This is a genomic window from Pseudomonas sp. NPDC087342 (assembly GCF_044744265.1).
Lineage (GTDB): Bacteria > Pseudomonadota > Gammaproteobacteria > Pseudomonadales > Pseudomonadaceae > Aquipseudomonas > Aquipseudomonas nunensis.
The window spans coordinates 32,045-48,679 of the sequence record NZ_JBIUXZ010000010.1 but is presented as its reverse complement, the minus strand read 5'-3'; the positions used below and the strand labels follow the sequence as shown (position 1 = coordinate 48,679).

The following is a 16,635-nucleotide window of genomic DNA, read 5'->3' as shown; positions in this document are numbered from 1 at the left end:
CCTCGTTGACCTTGCGGCCGCCTTCGCGAGCAGGCTCGCTCCCACAGGAGTCAGGTAATCCCTGTGGGAGCGAGCCTGCTCGCGAAAGCGGTCTAACAGGCGCCGCTCAATCCGGCCAATGCCACGCCGGTTCATCCAGCATCCGCTGGCCGACGATCCCGGTCTGGCCCAGGGTCTTCTCCAGCACAATGCAATTGCACTCCGGGTCTTCCTGCAACGCCGAGATCAACCGCCGGGCATGGGACACCACCCACACCTGACACTGCCCGGACACCCGGATAATCAACCGCGCCAACGCCGGCAACAGGTCCGGGTGCAGGCTGGTTTCCGGCTCGTTCAGCACCATCAATGACGGTGGTCGCGGCGTCAGCAGTGCGGCGACCAACAGCAAGTAACGCAACGTGCCGTCCGACAACTCCGCCGCCGACAATGGCCGCAGCAATCCTTCCTGATAAAACTCGATGGCAAACCGTCCACCCTGCAACGGCGCGATGTTCAGCCTTGCGCCGGGAAACGCATCGCTGATCGCCGCTTGCAACGCTTCGGGATCGCCGATTTCACTGATCGTCTGCAACGCCGCCGCCAGGTCGCGACCGTCGTGGTGCAGCACCGGCGTGCGCGTACCCAGTTGCGGCTGACGCACCGGGGCATCGGCGTCGCTGCGAAAGTGATCGTAGAAACGCCAGCGGCGGATGAATTCACGCAAATGCATGACTTCCGGCGAGGTGCGAAAACTGCCGACCTGATCGAACAAACTGTCGAAATTCGGCGTGTGCTGGGCCAGCACGTCCCAATTGCGCCCTTCACGGGCGCGGATCATCGGGCCTTCACGGTCCACCAGCAGACTGGCCGGGCGATAGAGCGGTCCGGCCCAGATGCATTCCTTTTTGATTTCCGGGTCGAGGGAAAAATAGGACTGTGTCGGCGCAGGCAACCCCAGGGCAATCGAATAACTGAAGTCTTCCCCGGCAAATCCCAGGCGCAGACGTTTGACACCGTGGCGCACGCTGGACTCGATCGGCACTTCACCGTTGCGCATGCGTCGAGTGATGTTTTCCGGCCCGGCCCAGAACGTCGAATCCAGCCCACCCTCTCGGGCCAGCGCGTTGACCACGCCACCCTGGGCGGTTTCCGCCAACAGGCGCAAGGCGCGATAGAGGTTGGACTTGCCGCTGCCATTGGGGCCGGTGATCAGGTTCAGCCGGCCCAGCGGGATCACCAATTTGTTGATCGAGCGGTAATTGGCCACCGCGAGGGTTTTAAGCATAAGAGCTTCCTACTGCATAGGCGGCCAGTTTGCCTTATTGTCGGCCACATGGAGATCCCTTGTGGGAGCGGGCTTTTGTGGCGAGGGGGCTTGCCCCCGTTGGGCTGCGAAGCGGCCCCGCTGTTTTCTCAGATACACCGCATCTGCAGCTATTGCGACTGCTGCGCAGTCGAACGGGGGCAAGCCCCCTCGCCACAGGTTATTCGCTGGGTCACAGGGTTTGCAGCAAACCCGTGCGTGCGTGGAACCCTGTTCTAAGCTCACAGTCGTATCGTCACTTGCACGTTCGTACAACGAAAAGGAGTCTGCATGGCGGGTACCGGATTGAAAATTGTGGTGGGGCTGGGCGTGTTCGCGCTGCTGACCGCTTGCGGCGATAAGAAACCGGTCGAAAAAGACCTGCCGCGAGTCTTCGTGCAAGCGGTCAAACCCGCGGATTACGCCGCTTCGGTGACCCTCACCGGCGATGTCCAGGCACGGGTGCAGACCGAGTTGTCGTTCCGCGTTGGCGGCAAGATCATCCAGCGCATGGTCGATGTCGGTGACCGGGTGTCCGCCAAACAGGTGCTCGCCAAGCTCGATCCGAAGGATTTGCAGACCAACGTCGATTCGGCCCAGGCCCAGGTCGTCGCCGAACAGGCGCGGGTCAAACAAACCGCCGCCGCGTTCGTGCGCCAGCAAAAACTCCTGCCCAAGGGCTACACCAGCCAGAGCGAATACGATGCGGCCCAGGCTGCGTTGCGCAGTAGCCAGAGCGCCCTGACCGCCGCCCAGGCGCAACTGGCCAATGCCCGCGAGCAACTGAGCTACACCTCGCTGATCTCCGAAGCCCCCGGCGTGATTACCGCGCGCCAGGCTGAAGTCGGCCAGGTGGTGCAAGCCACGGTGCCGATTTTCAGCCTGGCCCGGGACGGTGAGCGCGACGCGGTGTTCAACGTCTACGAATCACTGCTGGCCGAACCGCCCTCGGACAAATCGTTGGTGGTCAGCTTGCTCGACAACCCCGCGATCAAAACCACCGGCACTGTCCGGGAAATCACCCCGGCGGTGTCCGCGCAGACCGGCACCGTGCAAGTCAAAGTCACCCTGCATGGCCTGCCCGATGGTATGCAACTCGGCTCGGTGGTCAGCGCCACAGCGAAGACGCCGGGCAAATCCGCGGTGGAATTGCCTTGGTCGGCCCTGACCAAAAACCTCAGCGACCCGGCCGTGTGGCTGGTGGACGCCGACGGCAAGGCGCAACTGCACACCGTCACCGTCGGCCGTTACCTGACCGGCAAAGTCATCATCAGCGGCGGCCTGGACGGTGGTGAAAAAGTCATCATCGCCGGCGGCCAGTTACTGCACCCGGGAATGAAAGTGGAAATCGCCGAAAACACCTACAAGGATTTGGCACCGGGAGCCGACCAATGAAGCGTCTGATGCTGTTGTCTGCCGGCCTGCTGCTGGCCGCCTGCTCCAAAGAAGAACCACCGCCGGAGCCGGTGCGCCCGGTGCTGTCCATCGAGGTCAAATCCCTGAATCAGGAAGACCTTGGGCGCTTCGCCGGCAGCATCCAGGCGCGCTACGAAAGCAATATCGGCTTCCGCGTGCCGGGCCGTATCGCCAGCCGTAATGTCGATGTCGGCGCTGAAGTCGAGAAGGGCGCGTTGCTCGCGACCCTCGACCCCACCGATCAGCAGAACCAGTTGCGCTCCGCCGAGGGCGATCTGGCGCGTATCCAGGCGCAGTTCATCAACGCCCAGGCCAACGCCCGTCGGCAGCAAGCGCTGTTTGATCGTGGCGTCGGCGCCCAGGCGCAACTGGACATCGCGCAGACCGACCTGAAAACCACCCAGGCGTCCCTCGATCAGGCCAAGGCTGCGGTCGATCAGTCCAAGGACCAACTCAACTACGTGCAACTGCGCACCGATCACAAAGCCATCGTCACCGCGTGGAACGCCGAGGCCGGGCAAGTCGTTACCGCCGGCCAGCAAGTGGTGACCCTGGCGCAACCGGACATCAAGGAAGCGGTGATCGACCTGCCGGACACCTTGGTCGATCAACTGCCGACGGACGTGGTGTTTCAGGTCGCCTCGCAACTGGACCCGAGCATCACCAGCACCGCGATCATCCGCGAAATCGAACCCCAGGCCCAAAGCGCAACCCGCACCCGTCGCGCCCGCCTGACCCTGACCGAAACACCGCCGGGCTTTCGCCTCGGCACGGCAATCAGCGTGACCCTCAGTTCGGCGATCAAACCGCGTCTGGAACTGCCGGTCAGCGCCCTGCAAGAAGTCGATGGCAAAACCCGCATCTGGGTGATCGATCCGCAAAACCAGACCGTTTCCCCACGGGACGTCAACCTGATCAGCCGCACCGATGCAACGGTGGTGCTGGCCGACGGCGTGAAGTCCGGTGAGCGCGTGGTCAGCGCCGGTGTGAACAGCCTGAAACCCGGGCAAAAAGTCAAAATCGACGAGGAAAGCCCGCGATGAAAGGGAGTTTCAACTTATCCGAATGGGCCCTCAAACATCAGTCGTTCGTCTGGTATTTGATGTTCGTCGCGCTGCTGATGGGCGTGTTCTCGTACATGAACCTGGGCCGCGAGGAAGACCCCTCGTTCACCATCAAAACCATGGTGATCCAGACCCGCTGGCCGGGTGCGACCCAGGAAGAAACCCTCAAGCAAGTCACGGACCGCATCGAGAAAAAGCTCGAAGAACTCGACTCCCTCGACTACGTGAAAAGCTACACGCGACCCGGCGAATCCACGGTGTTCGTCTATCTGCGCGACACCACCAGTGCCAAGGACATCCCGGAAATCTGGTACCAGGTGCGCAAGAAGATCAACGACATTCGCGGCGACTTCCCCCAAGGCCTGCAAGGGCCGGGGTTCAACGACGAATTCGGTGATGTGTTCGGTTCGGTGTATGCCTTCACCGCCGACGGCTTGTCGATGCGCCAGTTGCGCGATTACGTGGAGCAGGTGCGCGCCGCAATTCGTGACGTACCGGGGCTGGGCAAGGTCGAGATGGTCGGCGAGCAGGATGAAGTCCTCTACCTGAACTTCTCCACACGCAAACTCGCCGCGCTGGGCATCGATCAGCGTCAGGTAGTGCAAAGCCTGCAATCGCAGAACGCCGTGACCCCTGCGGGTGTGATCGAGGCCGGGCCGGAACGGATTTCCGTGCGCACCTCGGGGCAGTTCGCGTCCGAGAAAGACCTGGCCAACGTCAACCTGCGGCTCAACGACCGCTTCTATCGCTTGGCCGATATCGCTGAAATTAGCCGTGGTTACGTCGACCCGGCCACCCCGGAATTCCGCTTCAACGGTCATTCGGCCATCGGCCTCGCGATTGCGATGAAGAAGGGCGGCAACATCCAGGAATTCGGCAAGGCCCTGCACCAGCGCATGACCGACCTGACCGCCGACCTGCCGGTGGGCGTCGGCGTGCACAACGTGTCCGACCAGGCCGATGTGGTGGAAAAAGCCGTCGGCGGCTTCACCAGTGCGCTGTTCGAAGCGGTGGTGATCGTGCTGATCGTCAGCTTCATCAGCCTCGGCGTGCGCGCCGGCCTGGTGGTGGCGTGCTCGATTCCGCTGGTGCTGGCCATGGTCTTCGTGTTCATGGAATACAGCGGCATCACCATGCAGCGGATTTCCCTCGGCGCGCTGATCATCGCCCTCGGCCTGTTGGTGGACGACGCGATGATCACCGTCGAGATGATGGTCACGCGCCTGGAAATGGGCGAAACCAAGGAGCAGGCGGCGACGTTCGCCTACACATCGACCGCGTTCCCGATGCTCACGGGTACGCTGGTGACCGTGGCCGGGTTTGTGCCGATTGGCTTGAACGCCAGCTCCGCCGGTGAGTACACCTTCACGCTGTTTGCGGTAATCGCCGTGGCGATGCTGGTGTCGTGGGTGGTCGCGGTGCTGTTCGCTCCGGTGATCGCGGTGCACATCCTCAGCACCAACGTGAAACCGCATTCCGCCGAGCCGGGTCGCATCGGTCGGGCGTTCAATGGCGGGATGTTATGGGCCATGCGCAATCGCTGGTGGGCGATCGGCATCACCATCGCGCTGTTCGTGGCGTCGGTGTTTTCCATGCAGTTCGTGCAGAACCAGTTTTTCCCGTCCTCGGATCGCCCGGAAATCCTCGTCGACCTCAACCTGCCGCAAAACGCCTCGATCGACGAAACCCGCAAAGCCGTGGACAAGCTCGAAGCGACGTTCAAGGACGACCCGGACATCGTGCGCTGGAGTACTTACATCGGCGAGGGCGCGATTCGTTTCTACCTGCCTCTCGACCAGCAATTGCAGAACCCGTATTACGCGCAATTGGTGATCGTCAGCAAAGGACTGGAATCGCGCGCCGCGCTCAGCCAGCGCTTGAATGAGCGCCTGCGCAAAGACTTTGTCGGCATCGGCAGTTATGTCCAGGCCCTGGAAATGGGCCCGCCAGTGGGACGGCCGATTCAGTACAGGGTCAGCGGCAAGGACATCGATCAAGTGCGCAAACACGCGATCGAATTGGCCACCGAACTCGACAAGAACTCACACATCGGCGAGATCATTTACGACTGGAACGAGCCGGGCAAAGTCCTGCGTATCGACATCGCCCAGGACAAGGCGCGGCAACTGGGGCTGTCGTCGGAAGACGTGGCGAACCTGATGAACAGCATCGTCGTTGGTTCGCCGATCACTCAGGTGGACGATGATATTTACCTGATCAACGTCGTCGGTCGCGCCGAGGATGCTGAGCGTGGCACGCCGGAAACCTTGCAGAACCTGCAGATTGTGACGCCGAGCGGCACCTCGATTCCGTTGCTGGCCTTCGCCACGGTGCGTTATGAGCTTGAGCAACCGCTGGTGTGGCGCCGCGACCGCAAACCGACCATCACCATTAAGGCGGCGGTGCGCGACGAGATTCAGCCGACTGACCTGGTGAAACAGCTGCAACCGACTATCGATAAATTCGCTAGCGGTTTGCCGGTGGGTTACAAGGTCGCGACTGGCGGCACAGTCGAGGAAAGCGGCAAGGCCCAGGGGCCGATTGCCAAGGTGGTGCCGCTGATGCTGTTCTTGATGGCGACGTTCCTGATGATTCAGCTGCACAGCGTGCAGAAGCTGTTCCTGGTGGCCAGCGTCGCGCCGCTCGGCTTGATCGGCGTGGTGCTGGCGCTGATCCCGACCGGCACGCCGATGGGCTTCGTGGCGATCCTCGGGATCCTGGCGCTGATCGGCATCATCATTCGCAACTCAGTGATTCTGGTGACGCAGATCGATGCGCTGGAGAAGGAAGGCCTGGCACCGTGGGATGCGGTAGCGCAAGCGACGGAACATCGTCGCCGGCCGATCCTGCTGACGGCGGCTGCGGCGAGTCTGGGGATGATCCCGATTGCGAGGGAAGTGTTCTGGGGGCCGATGGCCTACGCGATGATTGGCGGGATTATCATCGCGACGCTGCTGACGCTGCTGTTTTTGCCGGCGCTGTATGTGGCCTGGTACAAAATCCGCGAGCCGAAGAAAGAAGCGCAGTAAGGCGAGCGCTTCGCGCTCTATTCGCGAGCAGGCTCGCTCCCACAGTGGAACGCATTCCAATGTGGGAGCGAGCCTGCTCGCGAAAGCGGCGGCCCTGCCTACGCTGATCTACGCCAAACACTCGCCAACCAAGGCTGTTGCTCCCGAGGCAACCCCGCCGGCCGGTAGTAATGCTCCAACTCGACAAAACCGGCTTCGGTCAGCAGTTCCTGCCACGCCTGCAAATCGTGATAAGCCCCATACCGCGGTCCGTTCCAGCCTTCCTGATTCTCACCACGTGGATTGGAACTGAACAACACCCCACCCGGTTTCAACGCCCCGCGTAATTCCTGCAACACACGAGGCAATTCCTGGCGCGGAATATGAAACAGCACCGCATTGGCGAAAATCCCGTCGAAGCGCTCAACCGGCAGATCCAGCTTCAGGAAGTCCTGCTGCCAGACCTCGCACCCACTGTCCTCCCGCGCCATCTGCGCAAACTTTTCCGAGCCATCAAGCCCAACGGCGATATGGCCCATGCGCGTAAACATCTGCAAATCCCGCCCCGGCCCGCAGCCGAAATCGAGAATGCTGAACGGTGCCTCACCCTGGATGTGCCGCAGCAACGCATCAATGTTCTGGCTGACATCGTGATCACGCGTGCCTTCACGAAAACCTTCGGCCACCGAGTTGTAATGGCCTAGGGTGGTGGCGGTGATTTGCTGGAGGTCGTCGGGGGTTTGTTTCATGGTCGGCTGCGCAGGCAATGGGGATTTGCCGAATATACGCCATCAACCTTGGGGCTGCTGCGCAGCCATTCGCGGGCAAGCCTCGCTCCTACAGTTGAGCGCACTCCCCTGTAGGAGCGAGGCTTGCCCGCGAAGGCGATATCACTGACGACAAATGACTTCCCCGCTCAGCGTTTGTTAAGCCCCCGTGCGAGGCGATCCCCGCCGAGTTGAATAATCGCCACCAACACCACCAGCAACACAATCACCGTCAACATGATCTGGCTGTCAAAGCGCTGATACCCGTACCGATACGCGATGTCCCCGAGCCCGCCCGCACCAATCGCCCCGGCCATGGCCGAGGAGTTGATCATCGTCACCAGCGTAATGGTGAAACCGCCGACAATCCCCGGCAGCGCCTCAGGCAACAGCACATGCCAGACGATATGCCAGCGCCGGCAACCCATCGCTTGCGCCGCTTCGATCAAGCCGTGATCGACCTCGCGCAAGCTCACTTCGGCAATCCGCGCAAAGAACGGCGTAGCGGCAATGGTCAACGGAACAACCGCAGCCCACACGCCGTAAGTGGTGCCGACGATCAACCGCGTAAACGGAATCAGCGCCACCATCAGAATCAAAAACGGAATCGAGCGAAACAGGTTCACGAACGCGCCCAGCACGCGGTTCAACGCGGGTGCCTGGTAGATGCCGCCCTTGTCGCTGGTGACCAAGATCACCGCCATTGGAATCCCCGCCAGCAGCGCGATCAGCGATGACACGCCAACCATCAGGAAGGTGTCGATAAAGCCCTGAAGCAAGCGATCAAACCACATAACCCAGCACCTCCACCTGTTGCGCCCAGTTGCCGGCGCGCTGACGCAATTCCTCGGCGCCCAGGGACGAACCTGCCACCGCCAACAGCAATTGCCCTAGCGCGTGCCCCTGAATCCGCTCTACGCCGCCCTGCAGCAGGCGCACGCGGCCACTGAGGGCGGCAAACAGCGCTGCCAGATCCGGTTCGTCCGTGGCGCTGCCGGTGAATTGCAAGCGCAGCACAACCGCTGCGGCAGAAGATTGAGGCTGAGCTTGTAGGCGACTCTGCAATTCCTCCGGCAAGGCGTGTTGCAGCGGCGCGAGCAAGGTCTTGCTGACCTCATGCTGCGGATTGCCAAACACTTCCCACACCGGCCCTTGCTCGACGACACGCCCGTGCTCGAGCACTACAACGCGGTCGCAGATGTCGCGAATCACTGCCATCTCGTGAGTGATCAGCACGATGGTCAAACCCAGGCGCTGATTGATCTCGCGCAGCAAGCCGAGGATCGATTGCGTTGTCTCAGGATCCAGCGCCGAAGTCGCTTCGTCGCACAGCAGAATTTCCGGGTCGTGCACCAATGCGCGGGCGATGCCGACGCGTTGTTTCTGTCCGCCGGAAAGCTGCGCCGGGTAGGCCTTGTGCTTCTCTTGCAGGCCTACCAGTTCCAGCAGTTCGCGGACTTTCTGCTCGCGTTTTTCCTTGGGCACACCGGCGACTTTCAACGGCAACTCAACGTTCTGCCAAACCGTCTTGGCCGACATCAGGTTGAAGTGCTGGAAGATCATGCCGATCCGCCGACGCAGCGCGACCAAACGGTCTTCATCGAACTCGCCGATATCGATCTGATCGATCAGCACGCGCCCGGTGCTCGGTTGCTCCAGGCGATTGATGGTGCGGATCAACGATGACTTGCCGGCGCCGCTGCGGCCGATGATGCCGAACACTTCACCGCGCTGGATCGCCAGATCGATGCCGTGCAACGCCGCCACCGGACCTTGCTGACCGTTGTAGGTTTTGCCCAGGCCAATGAAGCGCACGTGAGCGCGATTCAGGTCCGGGTGCAGTTCGGCTTGTGCGGCTTTATGGGGCTCTGGAATATCCAGTCGCCGTTGAATCGCGGCCGTCATTTTCAGCTTTCCCAACCGGCTTGATACAGCTTGCCATGGGCCTTATCTAACGCGGCACGTACGGCTGGCGAGTGCTGGTAGATGTCGACGAATTTGATCAGGCGCGGATCGGTTTTGCTTTTTGGCTGGATCACGAACTGGATCACATATTCCTTGTGATCGAGGCCGTCGAACAGCAGCGCCGAGCCGGCATCGAAGGTCTTCGCCAGGCGAATGTAGGCCGGGTAGCCCTGGACCAGATCGGCGTCGTCATAGGCGCGCACCAGTTGCACGGCTTCGACCTGGAGGATCTTGATCTTCTTCGGGTTGGCGATGATGTCTTCTTCGGTGGCCTTGTAGCCAACACCCGGCTTGAGCGTGATCAGCCCGGCCTTGGCCAGCAGTTGCAGGCCGCGACCGCTGTTGATCGGGTCGTTGGCGATGGCCACGCTGGCGCCTTCTGGCAACTCGTCGAAGCTTTTGTATTTCTTCGAGTAGAGGCCGACGTTGTTGATGATCCCCGGCGCGAACGGCACCAGGTCAAACCCGGCGGCAGCCTTGGCGTTCTCCAGGAACGGCACGTGCTGGAAGTAATTCACGTCGATGTCGCCAGCGGCGAGGCTGACGTTCGGGGCGATCCAGTCGGTGAACTCCACGAGCTCGACTTTCAGGCCTTGTTTGGAGGCCTCTTCGACGGCGGCCTCCAGCGGAACGGCGAATGCGGCGGTGGTGCCGACTTTCAGCGGTGCATCGGCGGCGAAGGTGACGGAGCTGAAGAGGCCGAGGGCCAGGGCCAGTGCTTTGACTGGGTGGGAGAGGAGCTTCTTGGTCATGATGGTTATTCCAGTCAGTGCATAAAATTTGGGGTGTTTGGGCGGGCCTCTTCGCGGGCAAGCCTCGCTCCTACAGGGGATTGCAGTGCCCTTGTAGGAGCGAGGCTTGACCGCGAAGCTTCTAGCGGCGAAACGCTGCGCCGGTATGTTGCTCAGGCAAATGCGCTTCACCGTGAAACAGCTTCTCCCGCAGGCTGCCGCTGTCATAAGCCGTCTTGTACGACCCACGACGCTGCAACTCCGGGATCACCAGATCGATGAAATCCACATAGCTTTCCGGCGTGACGATCCGCGTCAGGTTGAAGCCGTCGAGGCCGGTTTCGGCGATCCACGATTCCAGCTCATCAGCCACTTGTTCCGGCGAGCCGACCACGGTGATGTAGCGGCCACCGAGGGCGTGTTGTTCGAGTAATTTGCGCCGGGTCCAGTCGTTGTTTTGCAGGTTCTTGGTCGCCGACTGGATCGCGTTGCTCTTCACGTACTGGATCGGTTCGTCGATCTCGTACTGGGAAAAATCGATCGCGGTGGACGCCGAGAAATGCGCCACGCCGGCCTCCGCACTCGCGTAGCTCAGGTACTCGGCGTGCTTGGCCCAGGCCAGTTCTTCGGTGGCGCCGACGATCACGTTCAGCCCCATGAACACCTTGATGTCCTCGGGATTACGTCCGGCCTCGACCGCGCTGGCGCGGACTTTGTCCACTTGCACCTTGGTCGACGGTTTGTTCTGGCCGCTGATAAACACGCACTCGGCATGCCGCCCGGCGAACAGTAAACCGCGATCCGAACTGCCGGCCTGGAACAGCACCGGTGTGCGCTGCGGTGAAGGTTCGCAGAGGTGATAACCCTCGACCTGATAGAACTCGCCCTTGTGCTCGACCTTGTGCACTTTCTCCGGTTGCGCGTAGATGCGCTGCTTGGGATCGTTGAGCACCGCGCCGTCTTCCCAGCTACCTTCCCAGAGTTTGTAGAGCACCTGCAGGTACTCGTCGGCCTGGTCATAGCGACGGTCATGCTCGACCTGTTCGCTGAGGCCCATGGCCTTGGCGGCGCTGTCGAGGTAGCCGGTGACGATGTTCCAGCCCACGCGACCGCGACTCAGATGGTCGAGGGTCGACATGCGCCGGGCGAACAGATACGGCGGCTCATAGGTCAGGTTGGCGGTGAGGCCGAACCCCAGGTTTTTCGTCACCGCAGCCATGGCCGAAACCAGCAACAACGGGTCGTTGACCGGCAGCTGGATAGACTCTTTCAGCGGCACGTCCACCGAGTTCTGGTAGACGTCGTACACGCCGACGATATCCGCGATAAACAAACCGTCGAACAGTCCGCGTTCCAGCAGTTGCGCCAGTTCGGTCCAGTATTCGATGGTTTTGTATTGGGTCGAAGTGTCCCGTGGATGCGTCCACAGGCCATGGTTGATGTGCCCGATGCAGTTCATGTTGAACGCGTTGAGCAAGATCTTCTTTTTCGCATCAGCCATCAGATGGTCCCCCGCAGTGGCGGGTTTTCATCGTTGAGGTAGTAATTGCCCACCGCGTGATACTTCCAGCGCACCGGGTCGTGCAGCGTGTGTACCCGGGCGTTGCGCCAGTGGCGATCCAGACCGTGTTCGATCAGGGTCGCCTGGCTGCCGGCCAGTTCGAACAGCGTGGTGCCGGCGGCGAGGGAGATTTCGGTGCTGATGGCCCGGGCTTCGGCAACGGCAATCGATGCGGCTGCCACCGTCTCGGCGTTCATGTTGGCCTGGGCTTTGTCGAGGAATTCGCCGGAGCGTTCCAGCAGCGCTTCGGTGGCGTGCAAGCGAATCGCCAGGTGGCCGAAGCTCTTGATGGTCAGCGGGTCATCGATGGCTTTTTCGTGGGTCGCGTCGATCCATGGCCGGGTCTTGGTGCGCACGAAATGCAGGGCATCTTCGTAAGCCGCGCGGGCAATGCCGGTGTCGATGGCGGCGTGAAGAATCTGTGCCAGCGGGCCAACCGTAGTCGGGCGCTCGAAAGCGCTTTGAAACGGGATCACATCTTCGGCGGCAACGTAGACGTCTTCGAACACCACCGAACCGCTGCCGGTGGTGCGCTGGCCGAAACCGCTCCAGTCGTCGATGACCGTCAGGCCTTGGCTGTCGCGAGGCACGAAGGCCAGTTGCTGCACGCCGTTTTCATCCACGACTGACGTCGGAATGCGCTGGGCGTAGATCGCGCCCGTGGCGTAGAACTTGCGGCCATTGATCCGATAGCCGTCGCCGTTACGGGCGAGGCTGGTGACGCGGTCATGCGCGGTTTTAGTGCCGAGCTCGGCGAGGGCATTGCCGAAACGCTGGCCGGCCAGGACTTCGGCGTACAGGCGTTTCTTCTGCGCGTCGCTGCCGTTCACACGCAGCACTTCGAGGGCGTAGAAATGGTTCTGCGGGATCTGTCCGAGGGAGCCGTCGGCCTGGGCGATCAGGGCAATGACTTTGGCCAGGGTGACGTTGGACACGCCAGCGCCGCCGTATTCTTTTGGCACGCTGATGCCCCAGAGACCCGAACGGGAAAACACTTCCAGTTCCGGGTGCGGCAAACGGCGTTCGCGGTCGCGCAGGGCGCTGTCGCGTTTGAAATCTTCGGCCAGGTCACTGGCGACGATCAGGGCTTGCTCATCGCTGGTTATGACCGCGACGTGGTGAGAAAGAGTCATGTGTTTCTCCAGAGGTCTGGTCAAATCCAGGAGTGGCGAGCAGGTAGCGTGCCGTTGAGGTGATAGGTGCCGACGGCGTAATACTTCCAGCGAACGGGGTCGTGCAGGGTGTGCACGCGGGCGTTGCGCCAGTGACGATCGAGGTTGAATTCGGCGAGGGTGGCGCGGCTGCCGGCCAGCTCGAAGAGTTTTTCGCTGGCGAGCAATGCGATCTCGGTGGTCAGCACTTTGGCTTCGGCCACGGCAATCGAAGCGCGGGCAGCGGACTCGGCGGTGAGCGGCGCGGCGTTGACCTGGTCGAGCACTTTCCCGGCCTTGCGCAGCAGCGCTTCGGCGGCGTGCAGTTCGATTTTCAGTTTGCCGATGTCGGCGATCACGTACAGGTCATCGCTGGCCCGTTCGACCTTGGCGTCGATCCATGGCCGGGCGCGGGTTTTGACGAATTCGATAGCGTCATCGATGGCGCCGCGCGCGATGCCGGCGTCGATGGCCGCTTGAATCAATTGCGACACAGCGCCCTGGATGTTCGGGCTGTCGTTGATCTTCCAGTTATCCACCACCAGCTCGGCGTCGACCCGCACGTTGTTGAGCAAAATGGTGCCGCTGGCGGTGGTGCGCTGGCCGAAACCGGACCAGTCATCGACGATGCGCAAACCTGGCGTGCCACGGCGGACGAAGGCCAGCACTTGCTTGCCGTCATCGTTCAGCGCCTTGACCGCCACCCAGTGCGCGAACAGTGCGCCGGTGGAGTAAAACTTCTGACCGCTGATAACGAAACCGTCACCGTCAGCGGTAATGCGCGCCTTGAGTTCGAGGGTGTTCTTGGTGCCGCGTTCTGGCCCGGCGTTGCCGATGCGCCAGCCTTCGAGCACGCTTTTGAACAGCTGTTTTTTCTGCGATTCCGTGGCGCTGCCCAGCACCAGATTCAGGATGCCGAACTGGTTCTGCGGGATTTGTCCGAGTGCCGGATCCGCCGCGGAAATGATCGCGAAGACATCCGCGATGGTCACAAAGGAAACCTGCGGGCCACCGTATTCGCGCGGGATGGCAATGCTGCCCAGGCCGCTGCGGGTGAACTGTTCGATTTCCGACCACGGCAGCTTGCGCTGTTGGTCGCGTTTGGCCGCTTGCAGGCGGGCGGTTTGCGCCAGCTCATGGGCAGCCTTGATGGCTTGTGCGTCGTTGCGCAAAACCTGCGCGGGCAACAACAGGGGGGCGATATCCAGATCACTCTGGATGGTGGCTTCTGCCAGACTGGACATCAGTGCCGCTCCTTGGCTGCACGCAATGCCCTGGCGATCTGCACTGGGGTGATTGTGTTGTGGACCATACCTACCTCACATCTCATGGAAACGCCGCGATGGTGGCGGCGAATGAATATCAAGAATGTCCGGTGGTCCGGTGCATATACCCTAAGCGTGTATAAATAATTAATAAACTAACTTTTGGGAATATGCATAGAAGGGCGTCTGTCCGCAGGGCAACAGTTGTTTGTGGAGCAACAGTCGGCGTTTGGGTTGGGCTGTTTAGCAGCTGTCGAGCAACGCGAGGCAGCGTTCGGCGGCGAAGCCGTCGTCAACCCTAAGCACGCGGTCTATCTGAAACACCGCGTTAGCTGATTTTGCGACGGCTGCGCCGCCGAACGCTGCCTCGCGGTGCTCGTCAGCTGCTACGGGATTTCAGGGTTTGCGGGGTTCTGCTGCTTTCAGTTCTTCTTTGAGCGGCACTTTCAGGTAAGGATTGGCACAGCCGATCTTCAACATCCGTGGCGGTGCCCAGCGGGAGTTATTGCCCACCCGGTCGAGGATGCAGTAGGTCACTTCCAGACGCAGGTCTTCGCCCGCTTCGAGAATGATCGCCGGCGGCACCCAGACCTGGATCGGCTGGCCGATATCCCCGGCCGTCAGCTTCGGCAGGTCCATGCGCACATCGCCCCATTGCAGGGTGATCTCGTCGTCGATGGCCATGTTCAGGTAGGGCTCGATAGTCAGCGGTACGCCGCGTTTGAGCTGGTTCGAGTTGACCCCTTGGCGGCGGATGGTTTCGGGGAGGTTCACCGGGGCCAGGCTCTGGTTTTCGTCACCGGAAAGGGCTGGCGCCTGGCCTCCCGGGCAATCGAGCTTGATCTGCACCCGCGTGGTCGGCGACAGCGCCGGGTCGTGTCCGACCTGCATGACGCGGTAGTGGACGTGTGAGGTGCCATTGATGACAAAGCTCTCGGGTACTCGCAGTTGCACGGGTCGTTTGACGTCGTCGACGATCAGGGCCTTTGACGCCACGTAGCAGTCGTCCCAGTAGAGTTCGATCAGATCGCCTTCGTCCATGCCGGGGTAGGGCGCTACCGCGATCAGCAAATGCGCGGCGGAAGTGATGTTGATGCCGCTCCTGTGGGATTGCGCCAGGGTCGGTGCCGCAAGTTCGGTTTTGTTCGAGATGCTTGTCATGGGTTTTCTCCTTGAAGCCTTGCAGCGAAGTCCGTTTCTGGAAGATCAAAAGGCGTGAATCACCGAGCAACAAAACAGCGAGTTATGGATGATTGTTGATAACGAATGAGTTGGGTAATTGGCGCCTGCTGGGGACTAGATAAGAGTGCGCCGGAATAGGTGTCAATAGAGTTTGTTAGTTGAGAGTTGGATTTAGTGTGATTCAGAAACTTCCCACAACGATGGGTTAATTAGCGGCATCCTCCTGTCGAACTTTCCCCAGTTTTTGTCCAGATTTCGTGCGTTGCTTGCGTTGAAGTAAGGAGCCGAAGCGAGTGGGTTTTGGCTAGATTTTAGGCGGCAGGATTCTGTTGCAGGACATATATATGTACTGCATGTGGAGAGAGGAAGTTATATATCTTCGGTGCGAGGGAGAATAAAGGTTTGGCGATAATGAGGTGTTTGTATCGGAGGGTAAGTGTCACTTCCTTCCCTGGAAGTTGACAAGTTTCAAGTCTGGGTTTCAGTGGTGTGCGTTATTCAGGAACTTGCTGAGAAACTGCTTCGTCCGCTCTTCTTTCGGGTTCGCAAACAACGCTTTGGACTCACCTTGCTCGACGATCACACCCTTGTCGAAAAACACCACGCGGTTCGCCACATCCCGGGCAAAGCCCATTTCGTGGGTGACGATAACCATGGTGCGATTCTCTTCGGCCAGGCTGCGGATGGTCGCCAGCACTTCACCGACCAGTTCCGGGTCGAGTGCCGAGGTGGGTTCATCGAACAGAATCACTTCCGGCTCCATCGCCAGCGCCCGGGCAATCGCCACGCGCTGTTGCTGACCACCGGACAGACGACGCGGATACGCGTCTTCCTTGCCCGCCAGACCAACCCTGGCCAACAGCTTCTTGCCCAGGGCAACGGCTTGGGCGTGGGGCATCTTCTTCACGATGATCGGGCCTTCGATGACGTTTTCCAACGCCGTACGATGCGGGAACAGGTTGAAGTTCTGGAACACGAAGCCCACGTGCTGGCGCAGACGTCGCACCAGGCCTTGCTGCTGATTCAGCGGGCGGCTGCCATCGATTTCGATGTCGCCGACCTTGATCCGGCCGCTGGTAGGTTCTTCGAGGAAATTCAGGCAACGCAGGAACGTGGTCTTGCCCGAGCCGCTCGGCCCGATAATCGCCACGACCTCGCCTTCCTTCACTTCCAGATCGATGCCGTTAAGCACCACTTGACCCTTGAACTGCTTTGTCAGTTTTTCCACGACAATCATTGG

13 protein-coding genes are annotated in these 16,635 nt (G+C 60.8%); 3 read left to right on the top strand and 10 right to left on the bottom strand.

Features of this window, described 5'->3' with window-relative positions; translation table 11 throughout:
• Positions 1–106: 106 nt before the first annotated feature.
• On the bottom strand, positions 107–1,267 hold the full coding sequence (locus ACIOYV_RS20150) for an AAA family ATPase (protein ID WP_054047852.1): 1,161 nt from the start codon (positions 1,265–1,267) through the stop codon (positions 107–109).
• A gap of 309 nt (positions 1,268–1,576) precedes the next feature.
• On the opposite strand from ACIOYV_RS20150, the gene ACIOYV_RS20145 reads away from it, so the two are divergent.
• The 3 genes from ACIOYV_RS20145 to ACIOYV_RS20135 are packed head-to-tail and all read left to right on the top strand — an operon-like array spanning position 1,577 to position 6,794.
• Entirely contained in the window at positions 1,577–2,680 is a 1,104-nt protein-coding gene (locus ACIOYV_RS20145) for an efflux RND transporter periplasmic adaptor subunit (protein ID WP_054047851.1), read from the top strand.
• A complete protein-coding gene (locus ACIOYV_RS20140) occupies positions 2,677–3,744 on the top strand; it encodes an efflux RND transporter periplasmic adaptor subunit (protein ID WP_401326391.1) in 1,068 nt (355 codons plus the stop codon). Before ACIOYV_RS20145 ends, ACIOYV_RS20140 begins: the two co-directional genes overlap by 4 nt.
• The gene (locus ACIOYV_RS20135) at positions 3,741–6,794 is read left to right on the top strand and encodes an efflux RND transporter permease subunit (protein WP_401326388.1); all 3,054 of its coding nucleotides are present in this window, start codon (positions 3,741–3,743) and stop codon (positions 6,792–6,794) included. Before ACIOYV_RS20140 ends, ACIOYV_RS20135 begins: the two co-directional genes overlap by 4 nt.
• 98 nt (positions 6,795–6,892) lie before the next feature.
• On the opposite strand, the gene ACIOYV_RS20130 is transcribed toward ACIOYV_RS20135, so the two are convergent.
• The 9 genes from ACIOYV_RS20130 to tcyN all read right to left on the bottom strand — a co-directional run bounded on the left by ACIOYV_RS20130 (position 6,893) and on the right by tcyN (position 16,632).
• Positions 6,893–7,522 carry a class I SAM-dependent methyltransferase gene (locus tag ACIOYV_RS20130; protein WP_401326386.1) on the bottom strand — a complete coding sequence of 210 codons (630 nt, stop codon included), beginning with the start codon at positions 7,520–7,522 and terminating at the stop codon, positions 6,893–6,895.
• A 167-nt stretch (positions 7,523–7,689) separates the two neighbouring features.
• Entirely contained in the window at positions 7,690–8,334 is a 645-nt protein-coding gene (locus ACIOYV_RS20125) for a methionine ABC transporter permease (RefSeq protein WP_054047844.1), read from the bottom strand.
• Positions 8,324–9,445, bottom strand: coding sequence for a methionine ABC transporter ATP-binding protein (locus ACIOYV_RS20120; RefSeq protein WP_401326383.1), 1,122 nt, complete (start codon positions 9,443–9,445; stop codon positions 8,324–8,326). The genes ACIOYV_RS20125 and ACIOYV_RS20120 overlap by 11 nt, the downstream gene beginning before the upstream one ends.
• A gap of 2 nt (positions 9,446–9,447) precedes the next feature.
• Positions 9,448–10,257 (bottom strand): MetQ/NlpA family ABC transporter substrate-binding protein, encoded by an 810-nt coding sequence (locus tag ACIOYV_RS20115; protein WP_401326380.1) that lies wholly within the window; start codon positions 10,255–10,257, stop codon positions 9,448–9,450.
• A 121-nt stretch (positions 10,258–10,378) separates the two neighbouring features.
• Complete coding sequence (locus tag ACIOYV_RS20110) at positions 10,379–11,737, bottom strand: LLM class flavin-dependent oxidoreductase (RefSeq protein WP_401326377.1); 1,359 nt, start codon at positions 11,735–11,737, stop codon at positions 10,379–10,381.
• Positions 11,737–12,930 (bottom strand): SfnB family sulfur acquisition oxidoreductase, encoded by a 1,194-nt coding sequence (locus ACIOYV_RS20105; RefSeq protein ID WP_401326375.1) that lies wholly within the window; start codon positions 12,928–12,930, stop codon positions 11,737–11,739. The genes ACIOYV_RS20110 and ACIOYV_RS20105 overlap by 1 nt, the downstream gene beginning before the upstream one ends.
• Before the next feature lie 20 nt (positions 12,931–12,950).
• Positions 12,951–14,192: an SfnB family sulfur acquisition oxidoreductase gene (locus tag ACIOYV_RS20100; RefSeq protein WP_054616551.1), complete on the bottom strand. Its 1,242-nt coding sequence runs from the start codon at positions 14,190–14,192 to the stop codon at positions 12,951–12,953.
• Between the two features lie 417 nt (positions 14,193–14,609).
• Positions 14,610–15,374 (bottom strand): hypothetical protein, encoded by a 765-nt coding sequence (locus ACIOYV_RS20095; protein WP_401326373.1) that lies wholly within the window; start codon positions 15,372–15,374, stop codon positions 14,610–14,612.
• A 502-nt stretch (positions 15,375–15,876) separates the two neighbouring features.
• Complete coding sequence (gene tcyN / locus ACIOYV_RS20090) at positions 15,877–16,632, bottom strand: L-cystine ABC transporter ATP-binding protein TcyN (protein ID WP_054047829.1); 756 nt, start codon at positions 16,630–16,632, stop codon at positions 15,877–15,879.
• Positions 16,633–16,635: the final 3 nt, after the last annotated feature.